Annotated in this window: 11 protein-coding genes and 1 tRNA gene; 3 read left to right on the forward strand and 9 right to left on the reverse strand. The window is 41.2% G+C overall.

Going from position 1 to position 15961, the window contains the following annotated elements:
• Positions 1 to 181: 181 nt before the first annotated feature.
• Positions 182 to 2080 (reverse strand): selenocysteine-specific translation elongation factor, encoded by a 1899-nt coding sequence (gene selB / locus K8O68_RS07790; RefSeq protein ID WP_230896349.1) that lies wholly within the window; start codon positions 2078 to 2080, stop codon positions 182 to 184.
• Between the two features lie 238 nt (positions 2081 to 2318).
• Between selB and K8O68_RS07795 the strand changes: the two genes are divergently transcribed.
• Both K8O68_RS07795 and K8O68_RS07800 read left to right on the forward strand, forming a co-directional pair.
• Positions 2319 to 2415, forward strand: a tRNA-Sec gene (locus K8O68_RS07795).
• A gap of 154 nt (positions 2416 to 2569) precedes the next feature.
• Positions 2570 to 2947 (forward strand): SET domain-containing protein, encoded by a 378-nt coding sequence (locus K8O68_RS07800; RefSeq protein WP_230896359.1) that lies wholly within the window; start codon positions 2570 to 2572, stop codon positions 2945 to 2947.
• A gap of 371 nt (positions 2948 to 3318) precedes the next feature.
• Here the strand turns inward: K8O68_RS07800 and K8O68_RS07805 are convergent, their stop codons facing one another.
• The 4 genes from K8O68_RS07805 to K8O68_RS07820 form a co-directional block, all read right to left on the reverse strand.
• Positions 3319 to 3801, reverse strand: coding sequence for a hypothetical protein (locus K8O68_RS07805; RefSeq protein WP_230896350.1), 483 nt, complete (start codon positions 3799 to 3801; stop codon positions 3319 to 3321).
• Between the two features lie 184 nt (positions 3802 to 3985).
• A complete protein-coding gene (locus K8O68_RS07810) occupies positions 3986 to 4747 on the reverse strand; it encodes a potassium channel family protein (protein ID WP_230896351.1) in 762 nt (253 codons plus the stop codon).
• A gap of 182 nt (positions 4748 to 4929) precedes the next feature.
• Positions 4930 to 5703, reverse strand: coding sequence for a peptidase MA family metallohydrolase (locus tag K8O68_RS07815; RefSeq protein ID WP_230896352.1), 774 nt, complete (start codon positions 5701 to 5703; stop codon positions 4930 to 4932).
• Between the two features lie 365 nt (positions 5704 to 6068).
• Positions 6069 to 7541: an alkaline phosphatase gene (locus K8O68_RS07820; RefSeq protein WP_230896353.1), complete on the reverse strand. Its 1473-nt coding sequence runs from the start codon at positions 7539 to 7541 to the stop codon at positions 6069 to 6071.
• Between the two features lie 410 nt (positions 7542 to 7951).
• Between K8O68_RS07820 and K8O68_RS07825 the strand changes: the two genes are divergently transcribed.
• Positions 7952 to 9613: an SLC13 family permease gene (locus tag K8O68_RS07825; RefSeq protein WP_230896354.1), complete on the forward strand. Its 1662-nt coding sequence runs from the start codon at positions 7952 to 7954 to the stop codon at positions 9611 to 9613.
• A gap of 234 nt (positions 9614 to 9847) precedes the next feature.
• Here K8O68_RS07825 and K8O68_RS07830 read toward each other — a convergent pair whose 3' ends face one another.
• The 4 genes from K8O68_RS07830 to K8O68_RS07845 all read right to left on the reverse strand — a co-directional run bounded on the left by K8O68_RS07830 (position 9848) and on the right by K8O68_RS07845 (position 15509).
• Positions 9848 to 11038, reverse strand: a complete 1191-nt coding sequence (locus K8O68_RS07830; RefSeq protein ID WP_230896355.1) for an MFS transporter — start codon at positions 11036 to 11038, stop codon at positions 9848 to 9850.
• A gap of 95 nt (positions 11039 to 11133) precedes the next feature.
• Entirely contained in the window at positions 11134 to 13746 is a 2613-nt protein-coding gene (locus K8O68_RS07835) for a PEP/pyruvate-binding domain-containing protein (RefSeq protein ID WP_230896356.1), read from the reverse strand.
• A gap of 113 nt (positions 13747 to 13859) precedes the next feature.
• Positions 13860 to 14543: a TetR/AcrR family transcriptional regulator gene (locus tag K8O68_RS07840; protein WP_230896357.1), complete on the reverse strand. Its 684-nt coding sequence runs from the start codon at positions 14541 to 14543 to the stop codon at positions 13860 to 13862.
• Positions 14544 to 14894: 351 nt separating this feature from the next.
• The gene (locus K8O68_RS07845; protein ID WP_230896358.1) at positions 14895 to 15509 is read right to left on the reverse strand and encodes a guanylate kinase; all 615 of its coding nucleotides are present in this window, start codon (positions 15507 to 15509) and stop codon (positions 14895 to 14897) included.
• Between the last annotated feature and the right edge of the window lie 452 nt (positions 15510 to 15961).

The raw sequence follows: 15961 nt of genomic DNA on the forward strand, positions 1-15961 counted from the left end.
TGTGTGTGGTAACTCAAGGTTAACAAAGAGAGAGAATTAGGTGCATTTTTTGTGCCTGTGTCTCCAAGGGGCTCCGCCCCTTGGAGACACAGGACGCACCACAACATTCAGTATAGAGCCTTAATTCTTTAAAAGTAAAATTAGGCAGAGAAAAAAGACGGTATAAAACCGTCCTTTTCTCTTATTCATCGGGCTTTTTTACCCACACACGCTCTGAATCTTCCCGTTTAGTAAAGCCGCTCTCATCTATGCGCTCCATTAAAGGAACAAGATATTTTCTGGTAAGTCCAAAAATGTGTTTGGCTTCCTGTAGAGTAAACCTTTCTCCAGTGCTGTGATAAAGGTTTATAAGTCCTTTATTAAAGGCCTCAGAGGAAAGGAGATGTTTTTCGTCCAGAGACATAACCTTTCCTGTTCTAAGAAGAAAATGTGTCTGTTCCCGTGCCCAATCTTCCGGAAGCCCCGCTTTTTCAAAAAGAACCGCTGAAGGTTCCACTTCAAGACCCTGGCTCATCAAACTGTCTTCAACTTGCTGCATCCTCTTGGCCCATTGTTTTGGGTAACCCGGCTTAAAATCAGCCGAAGCCAGTAAGGCGCCTGTTTTTACAAATATACCCTCAGAAATAGCCTCCTCGATTATTTTACCGGCAGCTTCGTTTCCATAGGAGGAAAAGTCCTGTTTAATCTGCGCTAATTCTTTGCCGTCCCGGAGAGGGTAGTCGGTGTGGTAAGCTTTAAGTTCCTCTTCGATCATATCAATCAGTTCCTGTGCAGTCGCTTCGAGAACAAGCGCCCCGCCAAACACTTTAAGGATCCCTTCCTCGGCTAAAGCTGCTTTGACTTCATCCAATACTTCTTTATCCATAGACAGGTCGTTTAGCGCCTCTTTTTCTGCGAGGCTTTTTTTATCTTTCAAAAGGTCAATCAGCCTTTCTTCAGGTGTCCCTTCACTTTTTCTGCTCAGCATCTCAATTGTCTCTTCGCCAAATTTATACTTCTCTCCCTGTGGGTCGATGACCGTTCCGCCGCCAATCGTTTCAACTGGGGACGGCCGCCTTAAAATAAACCTGTCTCCCCTGCGTGTAACTACAGGCTGATCAAGCCTGAGCTGGCAAAGGACGCCTTTACCTTCCGTTAACTCGTTCCGGTCAAAAAAAACAATTTTCCCGTAGACTTCTGCCGTGCCGAGATGGCATTTTATGTAGCCTCGCTGCTTCAAAGGGAATTTAAGGTTATCTACCGTATCCAAAGAAATATCAATTGTCCGGGTGGTGCTGTAATACTGGGTCGACACCAGCACATCTCCGCGGCTGACTTCCTGCTTCGACACACCGCCCAGGTTAACCGCAACCCGCTGGCCGGCCCGGCCAGTTTTTTTCGGCTGGTGATGTACCTGGAGCTGTCTCGCCCGGACTTTTCGCTGCTGAGGCAGCAGTTCCAGCGTATCTCCTTCGCTCATTTCCCCTTCATAAACAGTCCCCCGTACGACGGTTCCCTGGCCGTGTACTGTAAATACCTGGTCAATCGGCAGCCTGAAAGCACCGCGTGCATCGCGAACAGGTACACCGGCAAGACGCTCCTTAATTTTTTCCCGCAGCTCAGGGATCCCTTTCTTCGATACGCTGTCCACAAATAAAAGCTCGGACCCTTCAAAAAAAGTGCCTTCCACCTGGCCGGCAATATCTTCTTCAATAAGTTCAATCATATCTTCTTCGACCTGATCCATTTTGGTAACGACGATCAGTCCGTGGTGTATGCCTAAAAGATTAAGAATATCCAAATGTTCAACAGTCTGAGGCATGACTCCTTCATCCGCCGCTACGACGAGAATAACCAGGTCGATTCCTGCCACTCCGGCAATCATCTGACGGATAAATTTTTCGTGCCCGGGTACGTCAATAACGGACACATGGTAATCATCGCCAAGAGAAAGAGGGGCATACCCCAGTTCTATGGAGATTGCCCGCTCCTTCTCCTCTTTTAAACGGTCCGTATCTATATTTGTTAAGGCTTTAGTTAATGTCGTTTTGCCGTGGTCAATATGCCCGGCCATCCCTATGGTGTAAAAACGTTCTGACATGTCGTCTCCTCCAGTCTTCCAGCTCAAAATATATCTTGGTTTATTTTAACACATGAGCTGTAGCCTTTCCCCTTTTAGCCTTGAAAGAGGAGAAGAGTAAATAGGGATTGCATAGGGGCCAGGATAATTATAGATCAGTTTGAAAGGCACCCGGAAACTTTCAATAGTTTTGTGTAGCAAGGGCTTCATTCTCATGCTATAATGTTATTTGTCGTCAAAATAAAAGACATTTTATTACGGGGCCGGATGTGTAGCTGGTGCTTGCCGAGGTCTTCAAAACCTTCAGGGAGGCGCGTGACGTCTCCGGTGGGTTCGATTCCCACACGGTCCCGCCAAACCTTAATACATAAGCCTCTGTATAGATGGTAAAAATGCTGGAACTCCAAGTTAGGAAAGCCAGCATTTTTCAGTTGTCTATTTATGGGCCATCATGACCAAAATAATATGGAACCAAAAAGGTTAAACATAAACTATAAAAGGTGATCAATGATGATTGAAATAAATAAATCTCCTATTAGCGATGGGGAGTTCAGAAGGGGAGTATTTGCCACCTGCGATATACCAAAAGGTCAGCTCATACATGAAGCGCCGGTTCTCCCTTACCCTAACGAGCAGCATCAATTAATTGAACATACAGTACTGGCGGATTACGTATTTGAATACGGTGAAAACCACGGTGCCGTCATTTTAGGCTACGGAATGCTTTTTAACCATTCATACGAGCCCAATGCCACATATGAAATCAATTTTGACAACAATACTTTTGAGTACTATGCTTATAAAGACATCAAAGCAGGAGAAGAGATACTCATCAACTATAATGGCGACGTTAATGATAAAGAACTCCTCTGGTTTCATAAGAAATAGCAATTTAATTCTTTACGCTTTCAAAAAAATAGAAGGATTATTCAGGGTATAAAGAGGTGAAGAGCACACTTTTCAGTTGATATAATCATGACTACTAAGCGTGTGTCTATAGAGTTCACTGCAAAAGCATATGTGTAAAAAAGATGCCTCAAAAAAGGGCTCTCCCCTTTTGAAAGGCATCTTTTTCTATTTTTTAACATCTATTAGTAACGACTGTTTTAATAGTTAGTCTGGTGATTTTTACTTTAGAGTTCCCTTGCTATTAAAAGTTTTAAAAAGAAGATTTGGAATTCAGCTACGTTACTTGTGGAGATTGTAGGAGTATAGTATGGCAGGGTTGGAACGACGTTTTAAGAAATTTTTATGCTAATTTAGCTAATGATTTTTAATGGTTTATTTAAATGCTCCAGTCTTTTATTTGCTGCATTGATGAGGATGGAATTGTTCATTTTTTCTCCTGCAGAAACAATGTTCTGGAGCAGCTTTTCGAGCCCGCTCTTCCCTGCTTTTTTGACAGCAAGCATATCACATTTGATTTCGGCGAGTATATCCAGCTCATTTCCTTTACCTGCAGGATAAGTTAAATGCCCTATTTCATGCCATATGATTGCTTCTTTAATTTTTTCATCTGATAAAAACGATTTAAAATCATAAACAAGAATACAACCGGCATAATTTCTGTCATTTGATTCTGTAAAAAGAGTCAGGATCCTTGTATCCAGGTTGTTTATCGCAAAGAAAAAATCAATTCCATTTCCATGGTAGTTTGCCAGCTGTTGTTTATCTTCCAATACCAGTAGAGGTTTTTCCAATTCATATTTATCAGATGAAAGGATACTTCCCACACACTCCATGGTTCTCCCCCTTTTACTTTTTATTAACAAGTATGTAGGAGAAGCCTTCTTTTATACCGGTTTCTAATAATTTGTATAAATGAAATAGGGACCCGGCAAATTGCCGGGTCCCCATAAATAATTTAAAGGATAATGTTTTACATACTATTCCGGGTAAAATCGTTCCTGTTGTTATTAAAAACACTTAATTTCTGTAAGCACTCTTTCTTATTTTTTTAGCCTTTATTGTATGTGTGTCGGTGATTTTTCTGGAATTAAGTATATATACGAGGTTTTCTATTTCTCTGTTGCTCAACTCATCAATCCGGTCCAGTTCTGATTTGACAAATTCAATTTGCTTATCTGCTGTTTCAATATTTTGTTTATTATCAATAAAATATGTAGCAATCGTTCCTGTCAGCAAGCCTATTAAACCGATTCCAAATACCATAAAAATAACGGCTATTAATCTGCCAAGAATCGTTTCAGGGCTTATATCGCCATAGCCTACTGTTGTTGCGGTCACAATTGACCACCAGACGGCGTCATGATAAGTCGTTATGCTGTCTTCTACTAGTACAATTGGAATAGCACCCGCAAATATTAAAGCAATAACGATAGTAAACGCCTTCTGTAAGCCATTCCTCTTCAAAATATCATGAACGGGTTTGTAATATCTCATTCCAATCGCAAACAATCTCAACACCCTTACTAATCTTGCAAGCCTCGCTAACCGGAAGATCGCATCTAAAGGGATAATTGCTATTAAATCCAACGGGTGTTTTTTTATATAGTGCCACTTTTGTTCACTTATTGAGACTCTAAAAAAATAATCCACTACAAAAAGCATCCAAATAAAAAAATCAAACCTCCAAAGCAACTTATTATCCGACCAGATCTTACTGACTGACGCAATAACAAGAATCAGCATGAGACACTCATAAGCTATTTGGACTTTCTTTAACATAAAAAGTTTCCTTAATTTATTCAACTCCTTAATTCCCCTCCCCCACATTATTTGCCCCTTATACTAATTGGATAAATAATATTTGTCTATATAATTTTTACAGTCCCAAATAAAAAAGCCCATATAAGGGCTTTGAACGCATGTACCACGCTATCACGCTATTAATTAGGAAGTAACAGAGATTATTCAACTGATTGTATGTTCTCTGATAAAAACTCTTCTATATCCTCCGTTTTAAGACCTGCTGCAGTATAGAGGCCTGTCTCAAAGTCTTCTGCTTTTTTTGTTTCTTTTAATATGTGCAGAAAGACATCTTCCTGGTTCGTTTCAGCAATATACTTTACGGCAAGATAGCTTTGGCCGTAAACATCCATATTTTCTTTTCTTTCTGCTTCTTCCCAGCCTGCTTTATCAGTCAAGTAACTGAAAGGAACAATAGTCATATCTGATTCTACAAACTTATCATTCCCTGCATATTCACTCAGGCCTTCTTCAAACCAAATCGGTATTGCTTTTTGGTTTATCCCCATATCCTCTATTTTCTGCCGAAAGGCATAATGAGTATATTCATGTATGATAGTTGATTGAAATTCAAACAGATAGTTTTCCTCTCCGTCAAGAACCGCCTTTTTATCCTTCGGCAAAATGGCCAGCAGCTTTTCACTATCTATATAATAACCATCTGTATCGGCTTCACCGGTCAGTTTGTAAAATTCTTCTTCGTTTTCGAAAAGAACAATATCAACAGGCCTTTCCTTATACTCTCCTAAAAGGTCGTTGCTTTTTTCCATCGCCCGTTCAATCGTTTTTTTAGTTAACGGCATTAATTCTTCGGCTTTTTCTGAAAAGTAAAAAGTAATATGGTTAAAAGTTGCTTTCTTTCTACCCTGTTTCAGCTTCTTTTCCTGCTGAATGTCTTGATCTTCTTCTGAAGAGATTAGTATGTCCACATACATACTTTCGCCTTCAATATTTTCATTAAGTATTGCAAAGTATAAAACCCGGCTGTTGAAAAAACAACCAGAGACAAAAATAAAATGGCTTTTAAATGAAATGCTTGTTTCATAGGCGCTCCTTAAATACTCTCAAATTTTTGCAAGAAAGATTGAGAAGCAATCTTTTTATAAATTATTACCCTATTTTTTTATCAATAACTTATTTTCCAGATTCGCCCCATCCCTAAAATTCAAATTATATTATCTTTTAAAGCTTTACTGAATGAGCTAAACTTAAAAAACTTATAGGCGTTTTTTATATAGGGTGAACTGCGGGTAAAGAAAAAGACCACCTCTATTAGAGGCAGCCCTTGTTTTAAAAAGTATTAGTCATTAGTCTGATCAGGAATTTCACCAGGCTCGAAATCCAGTTCGCTTACTTCAGCCAGGATTTGAGTGATATCCGTGTTATCAAGTGTCCCATTAAACCTTTCAGCTCCGAGACCTTCTGCGAAAACCGGCACCATATTACCTGTGTGTCCGCCTGTGCTGCTTGCGGCACGAATTTCTCTGCTCATGATACCCGCCCCATACTGGTCAGCAATGAATGAACCGATTTCCCAGCCTTGCTCATGAGGAAATCTTAATTCGCCTTCTTCATCATAAATATACTCATTAAACGCATCGATTTCTTCATCCGTCATTTCGAAGTTTGCATATTCCTGAACCACACTTCTGACTGACTCAGGAGTATAAATGCCATTATCCTCATCAAATTCAAATTGTGAAACCATATATTCCGGTGAGGCTGACACATTTCTAAGGGCTTCTTTGTCCATCACTTCTGAAGAAGCCATCCCCATTGTTTCATGGTCGGCCAGCACAACGACAAGCGTGTCATCACGCTCTCCTGCCCATTCCATGACGTCTCCTACAGTTTCATCAAACTCTATCGTTTCCTGCCAGACACTTGTAAAATCAGCAGCATGAGCAGCGTGGTCAATCCGGGCCCCTTCAATCATTAAGAAGAAACCGTCGTCATCCTGTGAAAGCATGTCCAATGCCACTTCAGACATTTCATTCAGAGAAGGCTCATTAGAGTCGTATAAATCGTAATCGACTTTGTAGTTCATAAATGAATCATGGAATAAACCTAATAGTTTTTCAGAATTCTCTACATCAAGTAATTCATCCCGGTCAGTCACAATATCGTAGCCTAACTCCTCAAATTCCTCAATCAGGTTATTCCCATCCTGACGCTCCGGCAAGAAGTAATCCGTTCCGCCGCCGAGCATTAAATCATACTCGTTCTCAAGCATTTGGCGTGCAATTTCTTCCTGACCAGAGCGGCTCTCAACGTTCGCCGTAAAAGCTGCCGGGGTGGCGTCTGTTACAGTATTGTTTGAAATGACTCCGACCTTTCTGTCATGAGCCTGAAATAATTTAAGAATGCTATCGAGTTCATTGCCATCCGGGTCAACACCTAACATTCCATTATCTGTTTTTACTGAAGTTGCTATTCCTGTACCCGCTGCTGCAGAATCTGTTACCCAATTATTACTGGAATAAGTCCTCATAAATGCGGCATGTTCAAGTTTCTCCATATGTAAAATACCTTCTTTTCCGTGCTCAAGCAAACGTGCGATTTCTATCTGACCGACTCCCATACCGTCTCCAATCATCATAATAACGTTTTTTGGAGCTGTTTGAGTTCCTTCGCTATTTTCTGACTGGTCAGTGTTTTCGCCATTATTATCCGGGCTGGCATCCACCTCATCGCTTTCGTTATTGCATGCCATCAAAACCGAGGCTGTTAAAGCAAGAACTCCAGCAGATCTCATTAATTTAGAATATTTCATTTAATCCCTCCTAAAATATTTGTAAGACATCTGACGTCAGATGTTAACGCTTTCAATTTACCATAGATCAGCTTTTTTAACAACTGAAATAAGCTTAAAAACCCCCTCAGTTTCCTAGTACTATTAAAGCCATTTTTAGAGGGAAATAGACCTATTGATTGACTGCCAAAACTATTAATACTTCTGCTCTCCCCTTCTAATTTCACCGGAGAAACCTTGCCCTTCCTGCCTTTAGCATCAGTTTCAGACAATTAATAAAAATAAGAATTCGACAGCATTCCGCAGGATGAGCCTGCTGCAACTTCTCATATGCCCCCTATCGTTTCTGGGAGCGGTTTCACAAATGGGAATCTGGTGGTACAATCTGGTCGAAAAGACAACTTTATACTTGAGGAAGGGGCTAGTTTTAGATGAGTACTATGAAACGTCTATGGAACAAATCGTGGGAAAGCCACTACCGCATCAAAGATTTGCTGAGGTTTGTAAGCGGCAGGTCAGGAGGTGAACCTCCTCCTGAATACAAAGGCCGCATGGAAAAAGCCTCCGGAAAAATGACAGGTACTTACCGTGAACCTTCGCCGGATGGAAGAGATTTTACACCGAAACAAATTGTCGGCTTGTTTCTAGGTCCTTTATTGTTTTTCATCATTCTATTTTTCTTTCAGCCTGAAGGACTTCCGCTTGAAGCACGCGGCGTTCTTGCTGCCACGACCTGGATTGCCACCTGGTGGATTACAGAGGCTATTCCAATTCCGGTTACGTCACTTCTGCCTATTATTTTATTTCCACTGGTCACTAACCTAGGGGTAGGGGAAGTTACTCCAAACTACGGCGACAACATCGTCTTTCTTTTCCTTGGAGGATTTATTATTGCTCTGGCGCTCGAGAGATGGAACTTACATAAGAGGATCGCTTTGACGATCATTAATGCGGTCGGCACCAGCACAAAGCGACTCATGCTCGGGTTCATGCTTGCAACCGCCTTCCTTTCTATGTGGATTTCTAACACAGCAACTGCAATGATGATGGTGCCTATTGGAACAGCTATCATTTATCAGTTCTCCCACCTGATAGATGACAGGAAAGTGAAAAATGCGAAACAACAAGAAGACCAGTTTGCGAAAGGCCTTATGATTGCGATTGCCTTCTCTGCGTCCATCGGCGGACTTGGCACAATTATAGGAACACCGCCAAACACGATCCTCGCCGGACAGCTTCGGGAAATCTTTGACGTTGACTTGTCGTTTGCCAATTGGATGCTGTTTGGTGTTCCTTTAGCCGCCGTTCTTTTAATCATTGCCTGGCTTTATCTGATTACCTTTGCTTTTCCTATGAAAATGAAGGAAATTCCCGGAGGACGTGAGGTCGTACAAAATGAACGCAAAGCGTTAGGACCCATGAGCCCCGATGAAAAAGTAGTTTTGACAGTTTTTACATTAACTGCTCTTGCGTGGATCAGCCGCTCATTCGTCCTTCAGGAGTACGTACATCCGAACATCGATGATACGCTCATAGCAATCACCGGAGCACTTGTTCTCTTTTTAATCCCTTCTTTTAAATATCAGGGAGTTAAGCTGATGAACTGGCATACAGCTAAAGATGTGCCATGGGGGATCCTCATCTTATTCGGCGGAGGACTTGCAATTGCCGGAGCTTTTGGAGATTCAGGCCTTGATGTGTGGATCGGTGAGCAGCTCACCGTTCTGGTCGGAGTTCAGTTTATTGTTATTGTCATCGCCGTATCCATTTTTGTGGTATTCCTAACAGAAATCACGTCAAATACGGCCTCAGCGACTATGCTAATGCCGATTATGGCCTCGCTCGCTTATGCGATTGACGTCCATCCATTCGCCATGATGGTGCCAGCTGCTGTGGCAGCATCGTGCGCATTCATGCTCCCGGTAGCTACCCCGCCAAATGCCGTTGTATTTGGTTCAGGGTATTTAAAAATGGGGGACATGATTAAAGCCGGTTTCTGGATGAATATTATTGCAGTAGCCGGACTCGTGATCTTTGTAACGCTTCTTCTGCCGATTGTTTTCGGGATCGATTTGACTACATTTCCAGGTTAAATGAGACGAGGCTTGGACAAAACTAAAGACAAGATTGTAAAAGAGGAACAATAATTTAACGAAGCTCCAGGCTGAGTTGAATTTAGCTGAAGACAAGCCCCTGGGCAAGCGTCCGCATGGCGGACTGAAATCACTCCTTTTCTCAAAAAGCACAGCCGAACAAAATTCAAAAATTTTGTTCGGCTTTCTTTATGATTACTATGCTTTTCTCCCAGCAACGTTGTTATTAATTCTTCAGGTTTTTTCATAAGGAGCAGAGACTTCCCTTTTTTCCCTTGTAAGGATAAAGCTTACACCGAACATAATTAGAAAGATAACCGCTCCGCTTATAAACGGATAATAATAATTAAAATCAAACAAGCTTCCGGCCCACAGAGGTCCCAAGATTCTTCCTAAGCTCATAAAAGATTCTGTTATTCCCATCGTTCTGCCTTGGCTGTAAACGGATCTCCTGGACACAAAGGCCAACGCTGAGGGTTTTAAAAGAGCATTCAGCAATATGAAGAAACTGACTGAGAGAATAATTACCACAAAGGTTTCAGCCGCCATAATAAAAATAAACCCTGCAGCATTACCGATTAAAGCTGTTTTTATAACTTTTTCTTCCCCGAATTTCTTAGTCAGCGGACCGACTATAAACCCTTGGGCAAGCAAATAAATAAAACTCATAACCATTAATATAATGCCGACTTCTCTTGGCCCGTATCCAAACCTTTCCAGCGCATAAAGCCCATATACACTTGAGAAATTTGATTTACCGAAATTTACGGCAAAAGCGATGATCAGCCCAAAGGCCATAGGAGTAAGCAAGGCCTGCCATAACCCGCTCGGTTTAAGGAGTTTTACACTTTCCTTTTCCGCTGACCTCTTATTTTCAGGAAGTGATTCAGGAAGGCCAAACCAGATAATCAGGCATGTTATAAATGCAAAACCCGCAGCCGCAAAGAATGGAATGTACAAAGATTCCGCTCCAAGGAGTCCTCCAATGGCTGGACCTAAGATGATGCCAAGCCCGGCAGCTGCCCCGATTTTACCCATAGCTCCTCCCCGTTCGTCCCCTTCCGTAATATCGCTCGTATAAGCCATAGCTACCGGAAAAACGCCCGAAGATAAAGCACCTGATAATAATTGAGCGGCATAAAGCATCCATAGCTGGGTTGATAAGCCAAAGAAGATCATTGCTGCTCCGAGGCCGGACATTCCTATGAGTAACATTGGCTTTCTTCCGTACTTGTCCGAAAGGCTTCCCCATACCGGAGCAAACAGGAGCTGCATGACACCATAACTGGCCACCAGAAGTCCAATTTGCAGTCCTCCCCCTCCGTATTTTTCAATAAGGAAAGGAAATAAAGGCAAAGCTATGCCATAACCGGTCATGGCAATAGCTATACTGGAAAACAATATGACCATTCGTTTTGTTTTCATAAAAACACCTCTTTTTGCAGCCGAAAATAGATCAACAAATGTATGCTAAAAAAGTCTGTACAGGTGGAAGATTTTCCACCTGTGCAGCAAACCTATTACTCATTGATTACTTCTACGATCCCTGTTTCCCCGTTCACTTTTACTGTCTGACCGTCTTTTAGTTCAGTGCTCGCCTGGGCTACACCCGCGACGGCCGGCACACCATATTCCCTCGCTACGACCGACCCATGGGAAATCGGGCCGCCCGTTTCCATAATCAGTGCGCCAATATTCAAAAACAGCGGCGTCCATGAAGGATTTGTGCCGGCAGTCACAAGAATGTCGCCTTTCTCTAACCTGCGGCCTTCTTCCGGCGTTTTTAAAATCTTCACTTTCCCTTCATATATACCGGGAGAGACAGCAACACCCGCAAGAGAATTACCGCCAGACTCGAGGACTGCAGAATAAATGCTTTCACCTTTGCTTGTCATTAGCCTCGGAGCATTCAGCTTTAAATATCTGTGGTACTTTTCTTTGTTTTGCGCTGCAATATGATCCAAATCTTGTCCAGATAAAATGTCATCCAGAGTGACATAAAAGATATCCAGTTTATCTGATAGTCTGCCCTCTTCCTGAAGCCGGCCTCCAGCCTCAATCAGCTTGTCCCTGTAATAGCTGAACACTTCGGTTATGACAAATTTAGAAAGCTCTCTTATCCCAAACATTTCCCTGAAATCCTTTAATAATTTTTCAGCTTTCTTCGCTTCTTTTTTGTAGCCTTTTGCTTTAAGGTTTTCTCTAATCCTTTCAATTGCTGCTTCAGCTTCTTTTTCTCCTTGATAAAATTTATCGATGCTTGCCTGATAATTATCATTATCAATATAGGAATTTATCAGATCGATAACATATTCCGGCTCTTCTTTCCATGCCGGCACGCCCACATCCAGTTCCACAGAAGATCTGTGTCCGTATTTTTCAAGGAATGCATCTATCTCTGTGTCACCGGGATCCGGCTGCACGCCTTTTTGGTCATACAGTTTTGCAAGCTTTAATATTTCCATTCCCATTTGTGTGGTCACACTGTAAGGAACAGATTTTTCTGCCTCGTATAAATCTTCAGGATTATCCAGGCGGTTTTCCAATATTTTTTTCACTTTATCTATATAAGTTGAAGAAACTGCGACATAGAACAAGAGGTTTCCACAGTTTTTAATTAGTTTGTGGCTGTTTTGACGGATATAGGAGCAAATTTCCTCTGGTGTTTTGAGCTCATCCGTCTCTTCCCTGAATTCTTTAACTGTTCTTTTCGCAATATGAATAGCCTTGTTTCTTGCAGTTTCAGGAGAAAAGATGCCAACGCTGTATTTTAAGGCTGCCCCAGTTAAATAGCTGACGAGACTGGGGTTAAGGAACCGCAGTAAGTTAACCGCTTCCTTAGGATTAATAAGCTCCTCTCTATTCCTTTCCATGAGCTGAAGCAGAGCTTTAGTTGTCATCGGATCTTTGTCTGCTGTGTCATTCTTTTTAAATTTATCCCAGCTCTTTTCTTTTCTGAGGAAGTCTGTGATATCTGCAAAAATGCGTCCCCCAACGGACTGGTACCACCAAAGGTCGGCTTTTTGGTCTTTTTTCCTTCCAAACACTCGAGCTGTGTCCACGATCATCGCTCTGATAATATCTTCCCCCATGGGGGTAAAAGGCTCCTTCATTGCCTGGGAATAGTTATTGATATTAAGATATATTCTCAGGCCTCCTTTACCAGGCTGCTCTTCCGGCAAAGGATAAAGGGAAGTAATCGGTCGTGATTGGACGAGATAAAATTCCCCGTCAAGGAAGGCCCATTCCAGATCCTGTGGTGAGCCAAAATAGTTTTCTGCTTTAACTGAAAGCTTCAGAAGCTCGTCTACTTCAGGATAAGTTAAAGTAGCTTCTTTTTGTTTTTCTGCAGGAATATTTACAGTATCAATACCTTTATCTTTTTTTATTGTCATAAGCAGTTTTTGGGCAACCTTTTCTTCCACAATTTTTCCGGTATGTTTGTCGACGACCCATTGGTCTGGTGTCACTTCTCCGCCAACAATCGCTTCCCCGAGCCCCCACGATGAATTAATTAATATCTGGTCGCGCCTGCCGTTAACAGGATTAGCTGTGAACAGAATGCCCGACTTATCTGCATTTACCATATGCTGCACGACAACTCCATGCGCAAGATCAGTATTTTCAATCCTCTGCTCGAGCCTGTAAGAGATAGCTCTGCTGTTCCATAACGATGACCAGCACGTTAGAATGTTGCGTAAAAGCTCCTCCTCGCCTTTCACATTTAAAAACGTATCATACTGGCCTGCAAATGAGGTGCCGGGTAAATCTTCTGCTGTAGCGGATGACCTGACAGCAACTTCTTCCGCCCCTGATAAGCTGTAAGCCGTTCTAATTTCTTGGCTGACTTTTTCAGGGAGGGACCCCTGTTCTATTAATTTCTTAATTTCTGCGGCTGCTTCTTCTAATTGTTCGATCTCCGTTCCTTTTACCGCCCTTAAAATTGTCTGAATCTTTTCTTCCAAATGATTCTCTTCTATAAATGCTTTGTACGCCTCTGTTAATACAACAAACCCTCCCGGCACAGGCAGTTCCGCCTTTAACATATCTCCGAGATTGGCAGCTTTACCACCGACAGACATAAAATCTCTCGCTCCTGTCTCATTTAAAAACTTCACATACTGATAACCCATTGTTGCTCCCTCCTTCTATTTTTTAATATCACCAATGACCGTCATCACATCCGTATAATTTCTTATACATTTAGTACTATACCGACCGTTGGTATGTTTTAATGTAAAAAAATTTAAGAAAATCTGTTCATAAAAGGATCTCTCACGTTAAATGTATCTTTCTCTACCTTAAAAACCCTTTCTATTACTTCCTGATAAAAGGCCAGTTTGTTTTCCAAGGCTGTTTTAAATTCCTGCTCATCCATTGTCTTTCTATCAAGCATGGCCGACTCTAATGCCTCAATTGATTTACTTAAATTATCAAACGTTAACAGGAAAAACTCAGCAAGTTCTGTAGAATCGGGAATATCAAACAAGTTGTCTGTCACGCCCTCATCCAGCATTCTTTTATAATAAGGAAGGATTCTGCCTTTTAACCTGTCTAAAATCTTTTTCTGTAGCTTTAAGTTTTCTTCACTGTTAAAAGCTCCTTTTATTTTCTTGCGTTTATCTTTAAACTGTTTTTTGTGCTGCTGTATAAGTTCGATTGAACGGTTTATTTTTTCAACAGCGTTAATGTCCGTCCGCTCAGATAATTTTTTGACGCTGTAAATGGTCTCTTCAGCAAAAGCTTCTGATATTTGCTCAATAACGTCCTCTTTTGATTCAAAGTAATGATAGAAGGCGCCTTTTGAAAGGCCGACTTGATTAATTATGTCTTTAATTGTTGTTTTCTCATAACCTTTTTCGTAAAACAAATCTAACGCCGTGTCTAAAAATTCCTGTTTTCTGTCGTGGCGTTCTTTAGCGTCTTTCATTACTGTCACCTCCTAAAATACCGACCGCCGGTTTGTTATTTTAATATTATCGTGTTTATTTAAAAAAGTCAATTCGGCGCAAAAGTCAAAACACTGTCAAATCAACATTTTTATCTTTTTCAAATGTGACAATAATATGTATAAACTATTTGCTTGGCAAGCCTCCACCTGGCGGAAATCACTCCTTTTTCTTTGTCAGAGATAATCTTTTTAAATTCCAAAAAAAAGAGAAATCCGAAGAAATAATTAACTATTTCTTCGGACTTCTATATGGTAACTATTCTTTTGGCCAGCATCCTGCCTAATTCTTATTGGACACCTCCCGCTCAATTACATGGAGAGACAGTCTGTTTAAATTTTTTCAGGCTCAGACGCTGCTTTCTTTTCTGCAAGTTTCTTTTCAAAATAATTCTCTATTGTCTGGGTGACTTCAAATGCCGTATGGTCAAGTTTATAGTTTTCAAAAACATGCTCGCAATGCACTCTGTACGCCATATCCTCGTCATAATGAGCTAAATGCCGCTCAATAATTTTCGGAGTATCGCCTCTCTCCTTTTGTCTGTTCATAACAGTATTACGATCAGCATAGACAAAAAAGCGAATAACTTTATCGCCGTACAGTTTTTTCAGGATATCTGCCCCCTCCGGATTCACTACGAGGTAGATACAGCCTTTTTTCTCGAACGTCTCTCTGACATCTTTTTCTTTAATACCGTAAAAATGACCGTCAACTTCTACACTTTCGAGAAACTCACCGTTATTTTTTGATGCTTGAAATTCTCCCGGTGAAATATAGTGATAGTCTTTTCCGTCCGTTTCGTAAGGTCTGCGGTTTCTCGTCGTATAGGAAATGACCCCTTTCATCTGCAAGGTATTTTCTCCTACAAGTTTCGAAACAGTTTTCCGTCCAGAACCGTCAGGTCCTGTAAAAACAAAAATCAGCTCTTTTTCTTTCAGATTATACATTTTATCTCCTCCCCAAAATAAAATACGCCAGCTGTTTTAATCTATCTGGCTGACAAAAATTTAACCGCTGAAACAGCGGCAAAGTACAGCAATCATTCAGTCGGCCAGACTCTTCATATTATCTTCTAATAAACTGAAGATCTTCCCCCTCATTAAAGCCGGTTCTCCTCCTATTCGATAAATATAACCTGTATTCCTTCTTTTTAAGTTTTACATATTCTGTCAGACTGTATAAAAATAACTTTAATTAGCTACCTTCCATTATAAAAGGATACGGTAAGATGATAAAGTTTATGATTAAATTTTTAAATAGAAAAGGCTGGGATCGAGTTTAAATCGAGTAGGAGGGGGTGATTAGCCCCCGACCTCTCACACCACCGTACGTACGGATCCGTATACGGCGGTTTCATGAAAATCAAACGTTATATCAACGACTTTAAACCCATTTTCCG

It is taken from the genome of Salipaludibacillus sp. CUR1 (genome assembly GCF_021028955.1).
Lineage (GTDB): Bacteria > Bacillota > Bacilli > Bacillales > Salisediminibacteriaceae > Salipaludibacillus.